The following is a 20,460-nucleotide window of genomic DNA, read 5'->3' as shown; positions in this document are numbered from 1 at the left end:
GGCGACCGAGCCGTAGGCCCAACCCTGGCCGTGATCGAGCAGCCGGCCGGTGACCGCGACGAGCGTGGCGCCCGCCATCCCGGCGAAGGCCAGCACGGTCACCGAGCGCGGCCACAACGCCCGCAGCAGCAGGCAGACGATCAGCAGCACCATCGGCAGCATCCCGCCCAGCACGGCAAGCAGCCCGATGAGCACCACCGGCACCCAGCGCCGCCCGCCCGGGCGCAGGCCGTGGGTCACCCGACGCCGGACCGGCAGCGCGACCGCGACCACCAGCGCCAGCACGGCGAACGCGCCGATCAGCAGCCGGGTCCGGTAGCTGGTGTCCGGCACGAACTCCAGCCGCACCACGGCGCCGCCGGTGCCGGCCGGCAACACCCACGCCTGCTGCCAGCCGTCCACCCGGGTGCGCGCCAGCTCCCGACCGTCCACCGTGGCCACCCAGCCGTCGTTGGCGTTCTCCCGCACGCTCAGCAGCGCGGCCGGGCCGGGCCCGACCTCGATCGTCCGGCTGGTGGCGTCCCACCGGCCGACGGTGAAGGTGCGCTGGCGCGGCTCGGCGCGGTCGGTGCCGGTCCAGGTCAGTGCCACGTCCTGGACCACGAACGCGGCGGTCCGTTCGGTGCGCAGCTCATGTTTTCCGGTCGCCAGGTCGAGGCCCTCGGCCAGGTCCGCGCAGGTCTCGAACCGGATCGGCCGGTGCTGGCTGATGTCCGAGAGTGTTCCGGAAACCGTGGTGTCGTAGGGGGTTCCATCGACCTCGAGCTTGGGACCCTTGCCGCACGGGACGGTGAACCGGGTCTGCGCGTCCGGTCGTGACCCGAGCTCGTCCACTCCGGACAGCTCCAGGTTGCCGACACCGGCGGGGCTGGCGTCCCGGGACGCGGTGAACTCCAGGCCGACCGGCGCGGCCACCCGCAGCACGGTGATCTCCACCCGGTCCGTGGTCAGGCTCAGGTCGGCCATCCCGTCCCCGTTCAGCGCGACGGCCCGGGTCTCGGTCGGCGTCTTGATCTCCACCTCGGACGGCCGGGAGGCGCCGGCGCCGGGTGGGGTGGTCAGCCGGATGCCGGTGATCGACCGCGGGCGGCCCCAGTTGAGCCGGATCGCCGGGCGCAGGTCGTTCACGTCGGCGATCCAGGCGGTGGTCGGGTCCCGGTCGATCGCGGCGAGCGGCCCGGCAGCCGGGTCGCCGGCCAGCTGAGACGTGCCGGACACCTCGACACCGGGCACGGCAACGGGATTGACGCCGCCGGAGGTGGGCAGCACGGTGCCGCTGACCCGGTAGGTCGCCGCGCTGGTGGTGGCGAACAGCCGGTGCACTCCCGCCGGCTCCTCGCCGTCGCGGACCAGCGCCGGATAGCACCGCTGGCCGCCCGCATCGGTGGCGCAGGCGTACCGCGGCTGGGTGCCTCGGGTGAACGTGAAGCTCGCCCGCTGCCCGCGTTCCGGCGCGGCGTCGGTGGGCACCTGCAGCGCGCGGTACGGGGTGACGCCCGGGACCGCCAGTTCGGCGATGCCGACGTTGCCGTTCTGCCGGTCCGCCGCGACCGCGAGCACGGTCACCCGCACCCGGCTGGTCACGCCGGGCGGCGCGGCCACCACCTGCGGATCGTGGGTCTTGGCCACGTCCCGGTCGACCGACCCGGCGTCGGTGGTGATCCGCACCCGGCGAACCGGCCAGCCGACCCGGAGGTCGTCGATCAGCGTCAGGGTCAGGTTCTCCACGGTGCGCGGGGTGTCCAGCTCGACCTCCAGCCACTGCCCGGCCGGGCCGGTGAAGGTCGCGGACTGCCACGCGGTGCGCGGGTCGCCGTCGACGGCCGCGAACGGCTGGCGGGACGGCTCGGTGCTGCCCGGCGAGTCGGCGAAGCTCGCCGCCGACGACGCGCTCACCGACCTGATTCCGCGGTAGGCGGCCACCGTCTGATGGGAGCGCCCGTGGAACGGCAGGATGTCCACCGATGGCCGGCGCTGCCGCGGCGACTCGTCCGCGGTCATCGTCTGGCTCAGGTTGTCGCGCGGCCGGCCGACGTTGCGTTCCCGGTACCGCAGCCCGTCGGTGACCAGCCACTCGGTGGCCTCGGGCACGCCGCCGTCGCCGGCCAGCACGACCGGTTGGTCGGCGTCGAGCTGGCCGGACTCCAGCAGCGGCAGCAGGGACTCCGGGCCGCCGCTGACCGTCACGGCGTCCTGCGCGGCCACCACGCTCACCGGTGCCACCGGGCGGCGAACCTCGAAGATCTCCACCGCCTGGGCGGGCGGCGCGGCGCGGTCCACCGGGTCGACCGGCGACCTCGACCCCAGCACCACCTCCGGCCCGAACCCGGTCACCCGCGCGATGCCGGGTGAGGCCGCCAGACCGGCACGCAGCATGGTCATCGACGGCGAGCCGCCGCCGGTGCGGTCGATGTCGTTGCGCAGCAGCAGGAACCGGTAGCCCGACCGGGCCAGGAAGTCGGCCAGCCCCGGGGAGCCGCGGCCGTTGGCCAGGGCATCCTCGACCGCGTCCATCATCCGGGTGTTGCCCTCGGAGCCCAGCGGAATCTGGCTGCGCACCGCCCAGGGCGCCCGGGCCAGCGCCTGGGCCGGCTCGTCGACCGTGCGGCCCCAGGTGTACTCGCCGAACCCGGATGCCGGTAACAGCAGCGTCCGCGAGCTCTGGTCGGTCTGGCCGAGCCAGGTCATCGCCGAGCGCCAGTAGGCCGGCACCTCGTCCCAGCCGGGACCCGGCCGCAGGGTGAACAGCCACGCCGGTGCGGCCAGCAGCAGCACCAGCACCAACCCGGTGGCCAGCCGGGCCCGGGTGGCCACCACCGCCGACTTCGTGCCGACCAGCCAGGACAGCGAGCCGGACACCGCGTGCACGAACGCCAGCATCAGCGGTAACCGCAGCACCGGTTCGAACTTGTGCACGTTGCGCAGCGGGGCCAGCGGCCCGTCCAGCAGCGGGCGGACCACGCCGGCCAGCGGGCTGTCCAGCTCGCCGACGTAGCCGATGGTGATCAGGATGATCCCGGTGAGCACGCCGAGGGTCAGGAACAGCCGCTCGGGCAGGTGCGGCCGGGCGAGCCCGGCCAGGCCGATCGCCGCGACCAGCCCGGTCACCAGCATCAGCATCGGGTTGTTGATCAACAGGTAACCGGCCGGCCACCACGGCTCGCCGGAGATCACGTAGGCCACCCACTGGCTGGTGCCGCGGACCGCCTCGTAGAGCGACATCAGGGCCGTGGTGTCGCTGGCCGACTCGATGTAGTCCAGGAACGGCAGGCTGTACCGGCCGAGCAGCAGCAGCGGCAGGATCCACCAGAGCGTGGCGGCCAGCACGGAGCCGCACCACCAGGCCACCAGCCGGACATGCTGCCGGGTCCACTGCCGGGTGAGCAGCCACAGCGCCGGGAGCACCAGCACCATGACCACCATCGAGCCGTTCACCCCGCCGATGCACAGCACGGCCAGGGCGGAAAGTCCGGCGGCCCGGCGGGGCGATCCGATCCGTCCGGCCCGCACCAGCGGCAGCATGATCCACGGCAGCAGCACGGCCGGCAGCAGTTCGGCCGACACCGGGCCGATCTCGGTGAGCATCCGCGGCGCCAGGGCGTATCCGAGGGCGCCGGCGTAGCGGGCCGGACCGGTGCCGATGTTCAGCGCGCGGGCCAGCAGCAGCGCGCCACCGAAGGCCAGGCACAGCAGCAGGGCGCCCCAGAGTCGTTGGGTGATCCAGGGCGGGACGCCGAGCACCTGGCCGGCGGCGAAGAACGGCCCCATCGGGAACAGGTAGCCGTAGGCCTGGTTCTGCAACTCGCCCGCGGTCGCCTCGGGATTCCACAGATGCAGCGATCGGGCGAGGAACCGGACCGGATCGATGACCAGGTCCAGTTTGGTGTCGAACGTGGTGCGGCCCGGCAACTGCAGCACGGACAGCAGCGTCAGGGCAAGCATCACCCAGGCCGCCGGGTTGCGGGGCAGGCCGGCCAGCCACTGCCGGGCCGCCGTCCCGGCCCGGCGCAGCCGCCTGGGCAGCGTGTTCAGATGCTTCGGCGCGGCGACCGTGGCCGCCGGCGCTTCCGTGGCTGTCATCTGGCCGGCCGGCGAACCGCGTAGTGGGCGGTGCGCCAGTGCGCCGCCCGGTCGTCCTGGACCATCGAACCGACCACCTCGCCGCCGTGCGCGGCCACGACGGCGGCCACCCGGCGGGCCGGGTAGGCCGTCATCCGCATCGGCGCGGGATAGCGCAACACGTACCGCTGGCCGAGGCGCACCAGGGGCGGTGGGACGAACCGCCAGATCATGCCCTTGACCGTCCACATCGGACTGACCGTGCACTGGAACACGGCGATCCCGCCGGGCCGCAGCACCCGCAGGAACTCGCCGAGGTAGCGGTCGATCATCGGGGCGGGCAGGTGTTGCAGCACCAGTTCGGTGTAGACCAGGTCGAACTCGCCGTCGGCGAACAGGCCGAGGTCGTCCGCGTCGTTCAGGACGAACCGGCAGCGGCCCGCGGTGCGGTCGAGTTCGGCGGCCATCTCGAGCATCGGCGCCGAGACGTCCACGCCGACCACCTCGCCGGCCCGCTCGGCCAGCGCCTGCGAGAGCCGGCCGGCCCCGCAGCCGAAGTCCAGCGCCCGGTCGAACCGGCCGCGCACCCCGAGCCGCTCCAGCCAGGCCATGGCGCGCCCGACGTCCCGGCGGCCCAGTTCCAGGAACTCCTCGACGTCCCAGCTTCCGCCGCGCCGGCCGGGCGCGACGTACACCGCCCACAGCGGGTCACGCTCGCCCAGCCGGGTCCAGTCCCGGCGGACGCCCTCGAAGCTAGACAACCGGCTCACCCACCAGGACCTCCGTGACGCACACGGGCGCCACCCGGGTCGCCCGGCGCAGCGTCACCGTGTCGAAGAAGCCGTCGGTCGGCACGAACAGCACGTGCGCGCCCCGCTGGAACTCCACCGGCACCACCTTGTCGCCGACGTTGACCCAGCCGGGGCCGCTGTCGGCGGTGTAGTACTCCAGCCGGGCGACGTACTTGCCCCACAGGAACCCGGTCAGCCGGACCAGGGTCGGCGCATCGGTCACCAGGTGCCCGCAGTCCTTGGCGGTGCCCGCGACCCCGTGCACCGCGTGCTCGAGCCGGCTGATCTCGCGCGGCTCGCCGGTCCGGTCCAGCAGGTACATCTTCTCGGCGGCCTGGTCGAAGCGGGGCCGTTCGCCGAGCAGGCCGATCACCCGGGACGGCTTGGCGTCGGCGAGGAACCAGCTGACCATGACCTGGTCCGGGACCGCGCCGTCGAAGAGCACCAGGTCCGGCTGGCTGGCGAGGGCCTGCTCGGCCGTCGCCACGTACTCCTTGGCCGCGCCGCTCTGTGCCGCCGGCGCCTGCCGCACATGGGTCAGCGTCGCCAGCCCCATGAACACGACGGTGAGCGCGGCGACGGCCAGCCCGACCCGTCGTCGCCCCCGCGCCGGGACCGGCTCCGGCTCCGGCTCGTCCGTCAACGGCACCGGCGCAAGGAACGCGAAGCTGGCACACAGCAACGCGACCGGCACCGCGTCGGCCACGTACCGGGGGTCGGTGCCGGCCACCGCGCCGACCAGGGGGAGCCGGACCACCACGAGCAGGATCACGTCGAAGGCGAGATAGCCGGCCAGCACCAGCCAGGCCAGCGCGGCCCGGCCCCGGCCGCGGACCAGCCCGGCGACCACGATCACCGCGGCCAGCACGATGGTCGCGATCCGCATCGCGATCGGCGGCGCGGCCCAGGCCACGCCGCTGGTCGAGCTGCCGAGCGGGCCGCCGAACATGCCCGGCAGGAAGGTGTCCAGGAACATCCGGCGTACCAGTTCGCCGAACCCGCTGCGGTCGCCGCCGGCCTCGACGTCGGTGGTGGTGGCCGACAGGTAGAACGCGATGAACCCGGCCAGCAGGGCGGCGTGGGCCAGCCACAGCGGCGCGTACCGGCGCAGCGCCGTGCGTAGCGCCGTCCACCAGCCGCCCGGCATCAGCAGGAGCGTGACGGCCAACAGCAGCACCGGTATCACCGCGGCCTTGATGTAGAAGGCCAGCCCGAAGACCGTCCACAGCACGGTGTACACCGCGTGCCGGCGCCGGCCGTGGCGCAGGTACCGCACCTGGGCGTCCAGTGCGCCGATCATGGCCAGCAGCAACGGGATCAGCTGCAGGGCGTAGGCCCACCACAGCACCGGAAGCAGGATCAGCGGCGAGAAGGTGAACGCCGCGAACGGCACCAGCAACGCCCGGCGCTTGCCGAAGCAGTCCACCAGCAGCCGCCAGAACAGCCAGGCCATGACCGCCTGCATGACCAGCACCGGCAGCACGGCCACCGGGTAGCTCAGCGGCGCCAGCGTGGTCACCACCCAGGCCAGCAGGAACATGCCGGGCGCCAGGTGCTCGCCGTTGTAGGGCTGGAAGAGGTAGCCGGGATCGACCGGGTTGGCCTGCGCCGCCCGGAAGGTGATGACGAAGTCGTCCTGCCAGAAATAGCCGTTCAGGGCGGCGATCGCGTGCACCACCAACGGCACCGCCGCGATCAGTGCCGCGGCCAGGGCCACCGGCACCGATAACCCGCCCAGCGCTGGTCGCGCCGCAGGCGGCCGGGGCGGCGCCGGCGCGGCCGGAGCGGGATTGAGGGTCATCGCACACCCTTCTAGCAGGCTCACCGGCCGCTCGCTAGAGTCCTGGCCGTTCGTTTCGCCACGTTAAGGCAGGTAGCTCCATGGAGAAGGCCGGCGCCGCCCCGGTGGATGCCACCGGCTTCGATGCGGCCTGGAAGCTGGCCGACGATATCCCCGGCTGGCTCACCCGGGACCAGGGGCGGTCCCTGTGGGACGCCGCGTGCCGGCTCGGGCCCGGGGCCACGATCGTCGAGATCGGCAGCCACCAGGGCCGTTCCACCGTGGTGCTGGGCCTGGCCGCGCGCACCGTCGGCGCGCACGTGGTCGCCGTCGACCCGTTCGTGGAGTGGCGGGGCGGCATGACCATCCGCGAGCGGTTCGAGGCCAACATCGCCGCGGCCGGCCTGGGCGACGTGGTGGAGCTGGTGATCGGGTACAGCACGAAGCTGCGCCCGGGGTGGTCCCGGCCGATCGACCTGCTCTACATCGACGGCAAGCACGACTACTGGACCTACTCCGACGACCTGCGCTGGTCGGCCCACATGGCGCCGGGCGCGGAGATCCTGGTGCACGACTGCTACTCGTCGGTGGGGGTCACCCTGGGCACGCTGGCCAAGGTGCTGCCCGCGAGCCGGTACACCTACCTGGACCGGGCCGGCTCGCTCGCCCGGTTCGTGCTGCGCCGCCCGCGTGTGGCCGACCGGCTGCGGATCCTGCGCGAACTGCCCTGGTTCACCCGCAACGTGATCATCAAGGGCCTGCTGTACCTGCGGCTGCGGCCGCTGACCCGCCACTTCGGTCACGACTCGCCCTACGCGCCTTACTAGTTGGTGGGCGGCTTGCAGTTCGGGGGCTGGCACAGCATCTTCGACAGCGAGGCGTAGAAGATCTCGTTGATCTTCGTGGGGTCCGGGGTGGTGAAGTACGCGCCGCCGGTCGCCTCGGCGATCGCCTTGAGCTCGGCCGGGTCGACGCCGTCGCCGATGCCGATGCCGGTCATCAGCAGCGGCCGCTTGGGGTCCTGCAGCTTCTTCAACTCGGCGATCAACTGCTCCAGGCTGATGCTGTCCCGGTCGTCGTTCTTCCCGTCGGTCAGCACGGTGACCACGTTGATCCGGCCCGGCTCCCAGTTCGCCCGGGCGTCCCGCATGGCCGCGAGCACGCTGTCGTACAGGCCGGTTCCGCCGCCCTCCTTGGCCTTCACGGCCTTCAGGTTGTCGATGGCGCCGCTGGCCTTGTGCTCGGCCACGGTGCGCATCGGCAGCAGCACGGTGTAATCCTTGTCACCGTCCAGCTTGGTGGAGAAGGTCCACCAACCGATCTTGGTGGTCGGCTTGAAGAGGTCGACGCCGGCGATCGCGGCCTGCATGGTGAGGTCCATGCGGCTGCGGCCGCTGCCCGGCACCGGCTCGGCCATCGAGCCGGACACGTCGATGAGCACCTGCACCCGGCCGGACAGGTTGACCGTGGCCCAGGTGTTGAGCACCGAGACGGCCGCGGCGGCGTCGGGCACCGGCACCGGCGTCAGCGGGTCGTTGGAGGTGCGGCCCTCCTTGCCCCGGTCCCGCAGCGTCTTGCCGTCCGGGGTGCGGAACCCGGCGTCGGCCAGCGCGTCGGAGGTTTCCTGTGCCTGCAACCGGTCCAGGAACTTGGCCGCGACGTCCCGCTTGGCCTCGGAGGTCTCGGGCAGCACGACGTAGGGGTAGTCCAGGGACGGGATGGCCGGGTCGGCGTACACCGCGACCAGTTGTCCGGTCTGCTGCGCGGCGTTGTGCCGCAGCAGGGCGTTCTCGGAGGTGGGGAAGCCGTCCAGCGGCTTGTCCTGGCTGGTGCCGCCGGGCAGCCGGGCGAACAGTTCGGAGTTCTCCGACAGCGTGTTCAGCGACAGCTTGCGCATCGCGGCGGTGCCGGCGGCGGCCGGGTCGGGCGCGGTCTTGATCACTTCGCGCAGCCCGAACAGCGTGTAGACGCCGACCGGCTCGCGGGCCGGGTCCGGCATGCCGATCTTGACCTTGGCGTTCGGTCCGATCAGGTCCACCCAGCCGATCTTCTTCTGCGGCCAGCCGAGCTCGGCGGCGGTCTCCTCGGTGATCGCGATGACCACCGGGGAGTTGGCGATCGAACTGCCGGTCACCGGGGTGTTCCAGGCGCCCTTGTCCTGCGCGCGCTGCAGCCACATCGTCGACTCGGGGATCCACACGTCGGGTGGCTCGGTGCCGTCGGAGACCGCCAGGGTCTCGGCGGTGACCGCGGAGTCCCGGGTGGAGACGTTGACCTTGTAGCAGCCGCCCTGGTCGCCCTCTTCGGAGACCTTCCGGGCCGCCTGGGTCACGGTCGGCGCGATGTCCGTGGCCGCGGTGACATTCAGGGTGGTCACCGATTCGCAGCCGGAGGCCCGCAGCCGGTCCCGGAGGAAGTCGACGGTGAACCAGATACCCAGAACAACCACGAGCAGGATGCTCAAAAGTAAAACCGGCGAACGCTTTGTACGCCGGGTGGCCGACGAATGTCGCCCCATCGCCGCCGTCCTCCATCCACCCCGATTGCAATCCAGATCACACTTGACTGCTGGGCGGTGACCTTAGCCCGCGGCTGCCCCGATTGCGAGCGGCAATCACCTTGTCTGTGGTGCAGACAACCACTCAAGTTAGGCCGAACGGTCCAACCATGTGAGTAGCGTTACGACCTGAGCACGCTCCGCGGTTGACTGTGCAGTCAACTACGCACCGGTCACGAACCGTTCCGTTGAGCGATAAACGTTGGTCCCCAAATTACGAATATAGAGCATCTACGTCACTCGCGAAATCCTTCATGATCACGTTCCGCTTGAGCTTCAATGAGGGTGTGAGATATCCGTTCTCCGGCGTGAACTCGACCGGCAGGATACGGAACTTGCGGACCGACTCGGCGGTGGAGACGGCGGAGTTGCCGTCGTCGATGGCCGTCTGCACCTCGGCGCGCAGATCCGCGTCGTCGGCCAGGTCGGCGATCGAGGCCCCGACCGCCTTGCCGCGCGTGGTCTTCCAGTAGGAGAAGTAGTCCTGGTCCACGGTCACCAGGGCGGCCACGTACTTCTTGCCGTCGCCGACCACCATGGCCTGGCCCACCAGGGGATGCGCGGAGATGCGGTCCTCGATGACCGACGGCGCGACGTTCTTGCCGCCGCTGGTCACCAGCAGCTCCTTCTTCCGGCCGGTGATCTTCAGGTAGCCCTCGCCGTCGAGCTCGCCGAGGTCGCCGGTGTGGAACCAGCCCTCCTCGTCGATGGCCTCCTTGGTCGCCGACTCGTTCTGCCAGTAGCCGGTGAAGATGCCGCCGCCGCGCATCAGGATCTCGCCGTCGTCGCCGATCCGCACCGCCGTGCCGGGCAGCGGTTGACCCACCGTGCCGAGCTTGACGCTCTCCGGGGAGTTCACCACCGAGGCCGCCGTGGACTCGGTGAGGCCGTAGCCCTCAAAGATGATCAGGCCGACGCCGCGGAAGAAGTGCGCGATCCGCGGCGACAGCGCCGCACCGCCGGAGATCGCGTACCGAACCCGCCCGCCGAGCGCGGCGCGCAGCTTCGCGTACACCAGCTTGTCGAACAGCAGGTGCTTGAGGCGCAGGCCGATCCCGGCCTTGCCCTCGGCCTCGCTGTAGGCGACCGCGGTGTCCACGGCGATGTCGAAGATCCGGCCCTTGCCCGAGGCGTGCGCCTTCTGCCGGGCTCCGTTGTAGACCTTCTCCAGCACGTAGGGCACCGACAGGATGAACGTCGGCTGGAACGCCACCAGGTTGTCGGTGAGCGTTTTCACATCCGACCAGTGCCCGACGGTCGCCCGGGCCATCACCGACGCCACCTCGACCATCCGGCCGAACACGTGCGCCACGGGCAGGAACAGCAGGGTCGCGGCGTCCCCGCCCTTGAACAGCGGTGCGAGGTACTCCACCGCGTTGCCGCCGGCCAGCAGGAAGTTGCGATGGGTCAGCACGCAGCCCTTCGGCCGGCCGGTGGTGCCCGAGGTGTAGATGATCGTGGCCAGGTCGTCCGGCTGGACCGCGTCGCGCCGGGCGTCCACCTCGGCCGGCGGCACGTCCTTGCCGGCGGCGGTGAGGTGCTCGACGGCGCCGGAGTCGATCTGCCAGACGTGGCGCAGGGCCGGCACCTTCGCCCGCACGCTCTCGACCTTCGCGTCCAGCGCCGCGTTCTCGGTGACCACCGCCACAGCGCCGGAGTCGTACAGGATCCACTCGATCTGTTCGGCGGAGGACGTCACGTAGATCGGCACGGGCACCGCGCCCGCTGCCCAGATCGCGAAGTCGAACAGCGTCCACTCGTAGCGGGTCGCGGCGAAGATGGCCACCCGCTCGCCCGGCTCGACGCCCGACGCGATCAGCCCGGCGGCGACCGCGACCACCTCGTCCCGGAACCGCGCCGCGCTGACGTTGGTCCACTCCGCGCCCACCTTGCGGCGGAACACCACGGCGGCCGGAGCCTCCTCGGCGTTACGGAACACGAGGTCCGCAAGTCCCCCGCGCTCGGGAAGGGTGACCCGCGACGGGACCGCGAGTTCGCGCATGGTGTCCTCCATCCAGCTACCACCCGGTAACTTGACCCGTATCTTGCCCGCCAGATGGCGAGAAGGCCACCTCCGGTTTGGCGGTGGCCCTCTCTACCAGTATGCGTCAGCCGACGGTGTGCTCGAGTCGGGCTACAGGGTGAGCCGCCAGCTGTCGATCCGGCCGACGTCCTGGCTGGCGGCGTCGCGGACCCGCAGGTTCCAGGTGCCGTTGGCCACCTCGGTGGTCAGGTTCACCGTGAACGTCTGGTCGACGTTGTCGGCGCTGCCGCCGGACCGGTTGAGCAGGTTGTAGGCGGTGCCGTCCGGCGCGACCAGGTCGACCACCAGGTCACCACGGAAGGTGTGCACGATGTGCACCTCGACCGTGCTGGTGGCCAGCGCGTTGCCGGCCACCCCGGACACGGCGATCGGGCTGTTCACCGTGGCGTTGTCCGGGATCGCCACGTCGGTGCCGTTGTCGAAGCTGACCCCGGGCCGCCCCGGCGGCGGCTGGGTGCCGCCCAGGCTGTCGGCGAAGGAGTTGATGTCCGCCGCGAACGTGCTCACCTCGGTGTAGACGCCCGGCGCCCGCGCCTGCGCGCAGCCGATGCCCCAACTGGTGATGCCGACCTGGACCCACTCGTTGCTGTTGTCCCGCCGGAACATCGGGCCACCGGAGTCGCCCTGGCAGGTGTCCACGCCGCCGTTGTCCCAGTTGCCGGCGCAGATCTCCTCGTTGGCGATCAGGCCGCTGTAGCCGCTGGCCGTCCGGCACTGGGTGTCGGTGATGAACGGGACGTTGGCCTTGAGCAGGAAGCGCTGCTGGGCGCCGCCCTGGCTGGCCGCGCCCCAACCGGCCACCGTGAACGTGCCGCTGTTGAACGCGGTGGACGTGGCGACCCGCATCAGCGGCAGGTTGAACGAGGACTGCAGCCGGATCAGCGCCCAGTCCCGGCCGTCGCCGGTGTACCCGGGCGCCTGCTGCACGAAGTTCGACCGGATCTGCACCCGGTTCGCGGTGTCCTGAAGGTCAACCGCGCCGCCGGTGGCGGTGATGTTGGTGTTGTTGCCGGTGCCGTTGACGCAGTGCGCCGCGGTCAGCACGATGTTCGGCCGGATCAGGCTGCCGCCGCAGCCCATGGACAGCCGGATCATCCAGGGGAACTCCCCTTGGGTGGCCCGGGTGCCGCCGACGACCTGGGGGAAGACGTCATCCGGGGCGGGGTCGCCGGCGGCCGGGTTGACGGTGACGATGCCGATGGCCGTGACGAGACCGGCGGTGATCACCGCGGTTCTCGTGAGCAGGGTACGCAGGGTCAACGGAATGGTCCTTTCGCAGGGAATTTCGCAGGGATCGCAGGGATGCGAGATACGTCACGTTCATCACCGGACGGCGGATGAACGTGACGTGTCTCGACGGGCGATTTTTGGGGCAGGGGCTAGAGAGTGAGCTTCCAGGAGTTGATGAACCCGGTGTCCAGGCTCGCGGCGTCCTGCACCCGCAGGTTCCAGGTGCCGTTGGCCGCCTCGGTGGACAGGTTCACCGTGAACGTCTGGTCGACGTTGTCGGCGCTGCCGCCGGAGCGGTTGAGCAGGTTGTAGGTGCTGCCGTCCGGCGCGACCAGGGTGACCACCAGGTCACCGCGGTAGGTGTGCTGGATGTGCACCTCGACCGACGCGTTGGCCACGGCGTTGCCCGGTACGCCGGACACGGTGATCGGGCTGTTCACCGTGGTGTTGTCCGGGATCGGCACGTCGGTGGTGTTCTCGAAGCTGCGGCCGGGTGGCGGCGTGGTGCCGTCACAGGTCAGGCCGATGGCCCGCTTGGGGCAGTCGGAGTAGTCCAGCAGCATCAGCACCGCGGCGCGGTTGCGGCTGACCTCACGCGCGATCACCTCGTCGGGCGGGTAGAAGCCGCCGCCGCCGTTCGCCGGGTACATCTCGAAGGTGAACGAGTAGATCCTCTGGTTGCCCCACAACCAGTCGTCGATCGAGCCGTCCGTGATGTAGAGGTCCGACGCCTGCTCCGGGGTGTAGCTGTTGGTGCCGGCCATCTGCTGGCCGAGCGCGGCGAAGGTGTTGTACTCCTCCTGCGTCATGCCGGGCGCGGTGTTGTTGGTGGTGTAGCCGAACGGCCAGAGCACCAGCTCGCTGTAGGTGTGGAAGTCGATGTTCGTCTTGATCTGCTGGACGCCGCCGACCACCCGGGTGCGCACGAAGTTGGCCACCAGCCGCACCTCGGGCGCGGACTCCGGCGCGGAGCCGCGGTAGGTCTCGCTGCCGGTGCTGCCGGACGATCCGCCGCAGCAGCCCCAGTTGTAGTCCCAGTTGCGGTTGAGATCGGTGCCCACGTTGGACGATCCGGTGTTCGGCTGGCGGTTCTTGCGCCAGGACCGGTAGGAGCCGGTGGCGATGTCGTACTCGCCGCCGTCCGGGTTCATGTCCGGCACGATCCAGATCTCGCGGCTGTTGACCAGGTTGCGGACCTGGCTGTCGGTGCTCTCCACCAACTGGTGCACGAGGTAGATCGCCATCTCCACGGTGAGGTGCTCGCGGGCGTGCTGGTGCGCGGTGAACAGCACCTCGGGCTCGTTCTCGTCGGTGGCCACGTTGTCGGAGATCTTCAGCGCCCAGAGCTCCCGGCCCTGCACCGACGTGCCGATCACCGTCTTGCTGATCAGCCCGGGGTTGGCCGCGATCACCTGGTTGATCTCGGCGGTCATCTCGGCGTAGTTGTGGTAGTTCGAGTCGGCAGGCGGGAAGTCGAACGGGACGGCGTCCTGGATCGTGGCCGGCGCGGCTTCCCGCTGGGTCTTGAAGCCGAGCGCCTCGATCCGGCGGATCTCCTCCTGGGTCGCCGTGATCAGCAGGCGACTGTCCTCCGGACCGTTGATCGCCGCACCGGTCGCGGCGATGGCGTTGCGCGCCTCGAGCGTGCGCACGCCGAGGACGCTGTACTCGGCGCTGCTGGTCTGCTCACCGGCGCCGGCCGCGGCTCCGGGACTCATCGACATGACGACGGCCGCGGCGGCGATCACCCCGGCCATGACTCTTTTTCGGTCCACGCGTGTGCCTCCTGCAGGGTGGGAGCCCGATACTCCGGGTTAACTGATGTTCACCCCAGGGTGTAGGCCCCACAAGCCCGCAAACAGGTGGAATCGGATTAACACCTTCCCAGTCTTGATCGTTACCGGCGCAGCAGGTCCTTGGCGATGTGCGTGACCTGGACCTCGTTGCTGCCCGCGTAGATCATCAGTGCCTTGGCGTCCCGGGCCAGCTGCTCCACCCGGTACTCGGACATGTAGCCGTTTCCGCCGAACAGCTGGACCGCCTCCATCGCCACCTCGGTCGCGGCCTGGGAGGAGTACAGCTTCATCGCCGACGCCTCGGCCAGGGTCGGGGTCCGGCCCGCGCGCAGCAGCTCGACCGTGCGGAACACCAGGTTCTGCACATTGAGCCGGGCCACCTCCATGGTGGCCAGCTTGAGCTGGATGAGCTGGTAGTCGCCGATCGGCCGGCCCCACGCCACCCGGCTGCGGGCGTAGTCGGTGGACAGCCGCAGGCATTCCTCGATGATGCCCAGCGCCATGGCGGCCACCCCGTAGCGCTCGCCGGCGAAGTTGGCCCGGGCGCTGTCCCGGCCGCTGCCGGCCAGCAGCCGGTCCGGCTCCAGCACGACGTCGTCGAAGAACAGCTGGCCGGTCGGCGAGGAGTGGATACCCATCTTGCGCAACGGCTTGGACTGGGTCAGACCGGGCATCCCGGAGTCCAGCACGAAAGTAGCGACCTCGTCGTCCAGTTTGGCGTAGACCACAAGGGTGTCCGCGTAGGGCCCGTTGGTGATGAACGTCTTCTGTCCATTGAGGACGTACCGGTCGCCGTCCCGGCGCGCGACGGTCTTCATGCCGCCGAAGGCGTCCGATCCGGAGTCCGGCTCGGTGATCGCCCAGGCGCCGACCTTGTCGAAGGTGAGCAGGTCACGGGCCCAGCGGGTGCGCTGCTCCGGCGTGCCCCGGCTCATGATCGTGCCGCCGGCCAGCCCGACGCTGACCCCCATGGCGGTGACCAGCCCGGTGCCCACCCGGGACAGCTCGGACACCGTGATCAGCGACAGTGCCGCCCGGTCGCCGCCCCGGTCGCCGCCGGTGCCGTCGGGGTCGAACGACTCCCGGGCCAGCGCGTCCAGCCCGAACGACTTGAAGAAGGTGCGGATCAGGTCGTAGGGCGGCAGGTCGCCGTGCTCGAGCTCCTCGATGTGCGGCCGCAGTTCCCGGTCGACGAACTCCCGGATCGCGTCCCGCACCATCCGGTCGGTGTCTGCCCATTCGATCATGTCAACGCACCCGCAACCGTCGTAGTAGTCGGAGAGTTCCCGCCATACCCCGGGCGTACAGCCCGTAGGGCAACCACTTCGGCGGGCTGAGCAACGGGACTCGCTGCACCGCCAGGGTTTGCGCCTCGGTGTACTTGAGCAGGCCTTCGGCGCCATGCCTTCGGCCGAGCCCGGAGCAACCCATGCCGCCCATCGGGGCGTCGGTGCTGCCGTAGCCGGAGACCACCCCGTCGTTGATGTTGACCGTGCCGGTGCGCAGCCGGGCCGCGATCCGGGTCGCGCGCGCGGTGTCGGCGCTGAGCACGCTGGAGTTGAGGCCGTAGACGGTCTGGTTGGCCAGCGCCACGGCTTCGTCGTCGGTGCCGAACGGGTAGAGCGCGACGACCGGGCCGAAGGTCTCGCTGGCGTGGCAGGTCATGTCCGGGGTGACCTCGGCGAGCACGGTGGGCTCGTAGAAGTACGGACCGAGGTCCGGCCGGGGCCGCCCGCCGGCCAGCACCCGAGCCCCCTTGGCCCGCGCGTCGTCCACGTGCTCGGTGACGGTTTTCAGCTGTGCCTGGGAGACCAGCGATCCGACGTCGCAGGAGTAGTCGTAGGCGGCACCGAGCCGCAGCCGCTCGGTGGCCGCCGCGAACCGCTCGGCGAAGTCGTCGAAGATCGTCTCGTGCACGTAGACGCGTTCCATGGACAGGCACAGCTGCCCGGCGTTGGCGAACGCGGCCCGGGTGGCGATCTCCGCCGCCCGGTCCGGCTTCGCGTCCTCGAGCACGATCATCGCGTTCTTGCCGCCGAGCTCGAGCGAGCAGCCGATCAGCCGGGCCGCCGCCCGGGTGGCCACCTCCGTGCCGGTCCTGGTGGACCCGGTGAAGGCCACGAAGTCGACGCCGTCCACGACGGCGGGGCCGATCACCGGCCCGTCGCCGAGCACCACCTGGATCAGGTGGTCGGGCAGTCCGGCCCGGTGCAGGAGCTCGATGGCGAACAGCGGGCTCAGCGCGGTCTGGCTGTCCGGTTTGAGCACCACGGCGTTGCCGGCGAGCAGGGCCGGGATGGCGTCGGCCATGGCGAGCGCGAGCGGGTAGTTCCACGGCGCGATGACCCCGACGACACCCTTGGGCACCCGCAGTTCGGTCGCCCCCACCACCAGCGGCATCGCGCCCGCCCGCCGGCGCGGCCGCAGCAGCCGCGCCCCGGTGCGCAGGTAGTAGGAGGTCACCAGCAGCGGTTCGGCGAGCTCCTCGAAGGCGTCCCGGCGCGCCTTGCCGGTCTCGGCCTGGAGCAGGTCGGCCAGCTCTTCGCGGTGGGCGAGCAGCAGCTTGTGGAACCGCTCGAACACCACCCGCCGCTCGCCGAACGGCCGGCCCGCCCAGCCCCGCTGCGCCCGTCGGCCCAGCTCCACCGCCGTCAACACGTCGGCCGGCGTCGACCGGGGCAGCACGGCCAGCTCTCCGCCGGTATAGACGTGGGTCGAGGTGACGGTGTCCGAGGTAGACGACACGACGAACCGCCGCAGCCTACTGATCGTCTCCTGGCTCACCGGCACCTTCACGCGCCCTCCCGGTCGACCGCCGGCGCGCTGGCCGCCGCCCGCGCCTCGTAGTCCCGCCGCGCCGCCGAATGCGCCGCGTTCACCATCACCTGGTCGCCCTTGAACCGCCGCGCCACCCACTCGCCCGCGGCCCGCGGCAGCAGGCGGGTGACCCGGTTGACGGTGCCCAGGGCTCGCGGCACGAAGACCTCGAACCGCGGCCGCTGCAAGGTGTGCACGATGGCGGCGGCGACGTCGTCGGGCGCGACCGACTTCACGAACCGCGCGTCCTCGACTCCCGAGGTCAGCTCGGTGCGGACGATCGACGGCAGCACGATGGAGATGTCCACCCCGGTGCCCCGCAGCTCGGCCCGCACGGCCTCGGACAGCCCTACCACCCCGTGCTTGGTGGCGCAGTAGGTGGCCACTCCCGGAAACCCCGCCTTCCCGGCGACCGACGCGATGTTCACGATGTGCCCGGTCTGCCGCGCCCGCATCCGCCGCATCGCCTCCCGGGTCCCGTGGATGACACCGTGCAGGTTGATCTCCAGAAGCCGGCGCGTGGTCCGGTCGTCCTCGTCGTCCAACATCGCGATCGGCATGATGCCGGCGTTGTTGATCAGAATGTCGATCGGTCCCACCTGCCGCTCCACCTCGTCGAGGAAGGTGGAGAACCTGTCCCGGTCGGTGACGTCCAGCGGTAGGGCCTGCGCGCCGTCCAGCTCGTCGGCGGTCTTCTTGGCCACGTCCAGGTCGAGGTCGCCGATCACCACCACCGCCCCCAACCGCGCCAACGCCCCCGCCGTCGCGGCCCCGATCCCGCGGCCACCCCCCGTGACCACCACAACCTTCCCGGTCAACGAACGGAGCTGCCGCGCCATTGCCACGCTCCCCACATACAGTCCAGCTGGAATGTTTCCTCAGCATCGCAGCGGGCCCATCCCCACGCAAGGTCTCAGCCCGCCCGCCGCGCCTGCGGCGCGGCGTGCGCCGCCGCAGGCCCCGCCGCTGGGGATATGTGGTTCGAAGTGGCAACTCGCCGGGCTGGAACGGGGGACTCGCCGGGCTGGAAGTGGGGACTCGCCGGTGGCGACCACCCTGCCAAGCTGCGGGAGACCCGCCCGGTGCGCGGCTGTGGGCAGGCCCCCAGCCATCGGACGACGCACCCCGAGGGGCTGTCCACAGTCGCGCCGCGGAACGCCGGGCCCAGCCCTGCCACAGTGGCCACCCCGAGCGTTCCGACGTAGCCGGGAACCCCACCCAGGCAAACCCGCAACCAGGGAGCCCACAGCAGACCCCGAGGCAGCGCCTAACCGAACGGAACGCCGGACCCAGCCCCACCAAACGCAACCCACCCGGCGTTCCGCAAGAAAGCCGGGAACGGCACCCGGCCCCCAGCCCGGCGAGTCCCCATTTCCAGCCCGGCGAGTTGCCACTTCGGGCCCGGCGAGTTGCCACTTCCGCAGATGGTTAAGGGAGGGTGGAGTTGAAGTGGTCGGCGGCGGCGGTGGTGGTCAGGGACACGTGGGCGGGTTGGTCGTAGAAGTCGGTTTGGGTGCCGGCGGTCCAGAGCAGGTCCTTGGGGCCGGCTAGGCGGGAGTGCACGAGTTTGACGTTGTCCGGAAGGACGCAGTCGTCGCCGTGGACGAACAGGGTGGGGGCGGCGACCCGGTTGGCCGCGGCGAGGCCGTCGAAGCCTAGCCAGTACGGCCACGACAACTCCGCCATCTCGTTGCGCCACTCGGGAACGGCGCCTCGGCCGGGGCTGGCGTAATAATCCAGCTCGAAGAACATGCCGGCGCGGTCGTTGCCGTCCTCGTAGGCGGGGACCATGCGGAGCTCGCCGGTGGACAGGTGGGCGTCGAAGGCCGCACTGGCGCGGGACAGGCGAAGGCGTATGCCGTCGGGGCCGCCGTAGAAGGGGGCCACGGACGCCGTGTCGTGGAACCAGCCGGCGACGCTGACGAACGAGGCGATCGGGGCACCGGCGGCGATGGCGGCCAACGCGTACTGGGCGCTGGCACAGACGGACAGGTAGCCGACGGCGCCGGGGCGGACGAACGACAGGGACGCGACGTGGCGGGCGACGGCGGTGATGTCGGCGATCTTGCGGGACGGGATCTCGGCCTGGCGCAGGGTTCCGCCGCTCGTGCCGAAGCCGGTGAAGTCGAAGGTGAACACCGTGAAGCCCTGCGCCGCAAGGGAAGTGGCGTACAGGTGCGCCATCTGTTCCTTCACGGTGAGCCAGGAGCCGGTGATGATCACGGCCGGCTGGCGGGCGAACGGGTCGTCGGTGTTGCGGTAGATCCGGGCGGACAAAGGAACATCGCCGTTGAAGAACAGGTACGGAGTGAAAGTCACGGGCGGACGATCGCACGGCGCGCCGGGCGGGCGGAGGGTCCGATCTTGCGGACTTCGCCGGGCAGGACACCGGTGTGGCCACGGAACACCCGCCGGAAGTGGCTGACGTTGGACAGCCCGACCGCGTGCGCGATGTCGACGACGCTGTCCCGGGACGCGATCAGCAGGGTGCGGGCCCGCTCGATCCGGCGGGACATCACGAACTGGTGCGGGGCCAGTCCGGTGGTGGCCTTGAAGGCCCGGGCGAAGTGGAACGGGCTGAGCGTGGCGACGGCGGCGAGCCGGTCCAGGGTCAGCTCTCCGGACAGTTCGGCGTCGACGAAGGAAGCCACCCGGTCGACGGTGCGCCGGTCGAGCCGGCCCGGCCGGCTCCGGCCGGTCCGCCCGGCGTGGTTGTCCAGGATGTGCTCGGCGATCCGGTGCGCCAGCGTGCTCGCGGCCACGTCGGACAGGTCGCAACCGGTGGTGTGCACCCGTTTGAGGATGGAGGCGATGGCCAGCACGGTGCCGTCGCGGGTAGCCGCGGCGGGTCTCAGCGCGGGTGGGCCGTCGGCCAGGGAGGCGAGCAGACCGAGGTCGGGGTAGATCTCCATGGCCTCGGTGTGCTCGCGGATGTGGGTCCAGCTGATCGGGTCGGGCCCGGTGACGAACACCGAGCCGGGTGGGATGTCGCGCTCGACGGTGTGGCCGCCGGACTCGAACACCGCCGCGCGGTGTCCGCTGAACGACACCCCGACCTGGTTCGGCTCGGTGTGGGTCGGACCCGCCGTCGCCGGGATGGAGCTGTACTCGGTGCGCATGCCGGGCCAGCGCCGGACATCAGTACCGGGCGCGGAGGTCGGCGGAGAGCCGCTCGATGTCCCGGTCGATGACGTCGGAGCTGCCGGCGAAGCGTGATCCGGGCCGCTCGGAGTGCCGGCGGTTGCGTTCGAGGCCATAGGCGAGGAGTCCGATGATGATGATTGCCATGAGTGCCGTTGTCATGGCACTAAGTTTGCGCTCGTTGATTACCTGCCACGAGTGGCAGATCTGACCTTGTGCGACAAAATCCTGCCAAGTACGCTTGC

At 70.9% G+C, this 20,460-nt stretch carries 14 protein-coding genes; 1 reads left to right on the top strand and 13 read right to left on the bottom strand.

Going from position 1 to position 20,460, the window contains the following annotated elements:
• From VFO68_RS10835 to VFO68_RS10825, 3 genes are all read right to left on the bottom strand, one after another.
• Positions 1-4,080: alpha-(1->3)-arabinofuranosyltransferase (locus VFO68_RS10835; protein ID WP_325158086.1), on the bottom strand; the 4,080-nt coding region annotated here is incomplete at its 3' end.
• Positions 4,077-4,829, bottom strand: coding sequence for a class I SAM-dependent methyltransferase (locus VFO68_RS10830; RefSeq protein ID WP_325158085.1), 753 nt, complete (start codon positions 4,827-4,829; stop codon positions 4,077-4,079). The genes VFO68_RS10830 and VFO68_RS10835, both read right to left, overlap by 4 nt.
• Positions 4,813-6,651: a hypothetical protein gene (locus VFO68_RS10825; protein ID WP_325158084.1), complete on the bottom strand. Its 1,839-nt coding sequence runs from the start codon at positions 6,649-6,651 to the stop codon at positions 4,813-4,815. The genes VFO68_RS10830 and VFO68_RS10825 overlap by 17 nt, the downstream gene beginning before the upstream one ends.
• 80 nt (positions 6,652-6,731) lie before the next feature.
• On the opposite strand from VFO68_RS10825, the gene VFO68_RS10820 reads away from it, so the two are divergent.
• Positions 6,732-7,457 carry a class I SAM-dependent methyltransferase gene (locus VFO68_RS10820; protein WP_325158083.1) on the top strand — a complete coding sequence of 242 codons (726 nt, stop codon included), beginning with the start codon at positions 6,732-6,734 and terminating at the stop codon, positions 7,455-7,457.
• Here the strand turns inward: VFO68_RS10820 and VFO68_RS10815 are convergent.
• From VFO68_RS10815 to VFO68_RS10770, 10 genes are all read right to left on the bottom strand, one after another.
• Positions 7,454-9,079 (bottom strand): substrate-binding and VWA domain-containing protein, encoded by a 1,626-nt coding sequence (locus tag VFO68_RS10815; protein ID WP_325158082.1) that lies wholly within the window; start codon positions 9,077-9,079, stop codon positions 7,454-7,456. The two genes, VFO68_RS10820 and VFO68_RS10815, sit on opposite strands and share 4 nt — an antisense overlap.
• A 322-nt stretch (positions 9,080-9,401) precedes the next feature.
• Positions 9,402-11,189 (bottom strand): long-chain fatty acid--CoA ligase, encoded by a 1,788-nt coding sequence (locus tag VFO68_RS10810; protein WP_325158081.1) that lies wholly within the window; start codon positions 11,187-11,189, stop codon positions 9,402-9,404.
• A 132-nt stretch (positions 11,190-11,321) separates the two neighbouring features.
• Positions 11,322-12,491: a trypsin-like serine protease gene (locus tag VFO68_RS10805; protein ID WP_325158080.1), complete on the bottom strand. Its 1,170-nt coding sequence runs from the start codon at positions 12,489-12,491 to the stop codon at positions 11,322-11,324.
• A 119-nt stretch (positions 12,492-12,610) separates the two neighbouring features.
• Entirely contained in the window at positions 12,611-14,236 is a 1,626-nt protein-coding gene (locus VFO68_RS10800) for a M14 family metallopeptidase (protein WP_325158079.1), read from the bottom strand.
• Between the two features lie 122 nt (positions 14,237-14,358).
• Positions 14,359-15,504 (bottom strand): acyl-CoA dehydrogenase family protein, encoded by a 1,146-nt coding sequence (locus VFO68_RS10795; protein WP_325158078.1) that lies wholly within the window; start codon positions 15,502-15,504, stop codon positions 14,359-14,361.
• Position 15,505: 1 nt separating this feature from the next.
• Entirely contained in the window at positions 15,506-17,053 is a 1,548-nt protein-coding gene (locus VFO68_RS10790) for a succinic semialdehyde dehydrogenase (protein ID WP_325158077.1), read from the bottom strand.
• Entirely contained in the window at positions 17,050-17,913 is an 864-nt protein-coding gene (locus tag VFO68_RS10785; protein WP_325158076.1) for an SDR family oxidoreductase, read from the bottom strand. Before VFO68_RS10785 ends, VFO68_RS10790 begins: the two co-directional genes overlap by 4 nt.
• 589 nt (positions 17,914-18,502) lie before the next feature.
• Positions 18,503-19,393: a lysophospholipase gene (locus tag VFO68_RS10780; RefSeq protein ID WP_325158075.1), complete on the bottom strand. Its 891-nt coding sequence runs from the start codon at positions 19,391-19,393 to the stop codon at positions 18,503-18,505.
• Positions 19,390-20,193, bottom strand: coding sequence for an AraC family transcriptional regulator (locus VFO68_RS10775; protein WP_325158074.1), 804 nt, complete (start codon positions 20,191-20,193; stop codon positions 19,390-19,392). Before VFO68_RS10775 ends, VFO68_RS10780 begins: the two co-directional genes overlap by 4 nt.
• Before the next feature lie 19 nt (positions 20,194-20,212).
• Complete coding sequence (locus VFO68_RS10770) at positions 20,213-20,377, bottom strand: hypothetical protein (protein ID WP_325158073.1); 165 nt, start codon at positions 20,375-20,377, stop codon at positions 20,213-20,215.
• Positions 20,378-20,460: the final 83 nt, after the last annotated feature.

The organism is Actinophytocola sp. (assembly GCF_035712165.1).
Lineage (GTDB): Bacteria > Actinomycetota > Actinomycetes > Mycobacteriales > Pseudonocardiaceae > DASYTH01.
This window is presented reverse-complemented; position numbering and strand designations above follow the sequence as displayed.

What these genes read in the sequence shown, in the direction of transcription:
- VFO68_RS10825 (WP_325158084.1), bottom strand. Translation starts at nt 6,651, where the DNA reads ATGACCCTCAATCCCGCTCCGGCCGCGCCGGCGCCGCCCCGGCCGCCT.
- VFO68_RS10820 (WP_325158083.1), top strand. Translation starts at nt 6,732, where the DNA reads ATGGAGAAGGCCGGCGCCGCCCCGGTGGATGCCACCGGCTTCGATGCG.
- VFO68_RS10810 (WP_325158081.1), bottom strand. Translation starts at nt 11,189, where the DNA reads ATGCGCGAACTCGCGGTCCCGTCGCGGGTCACCCTTCCCGAGCGCGGG.
- VFO68_RS10795 (WP_325158078.1), bottom strand. Translation starts at nt 15,504, where the DNA reads ATGATCGAATGGGCAGACACCGACCGGATGGTGCGGGACGCGATCCGG.
- VFO68_RS10785 (WP_325158076.1), bottom strand. Translation starts at nt 17,913, where the DNA reads ATGGCGCGGCAGCTCCGTTCGTTGACCGGGAAGGTTGTGGTGGTCACG.
- VFO68_RS10775 (WP_325158074.1), bottom strand. Translation starts at nt 20,193, where the DNA reads ATGCGCACCGAGTACAGCTCCATCCCGGCGACGGCGGGTCCGACCCAC.
- VFO68_RS10770 (WP_325158073.1), bottom strand. Translation starts at nt 20,377, where the DNA reads ATGACAACGGCACTCATGGCAATCATCATCATCGGACTCCTCGCCTAT.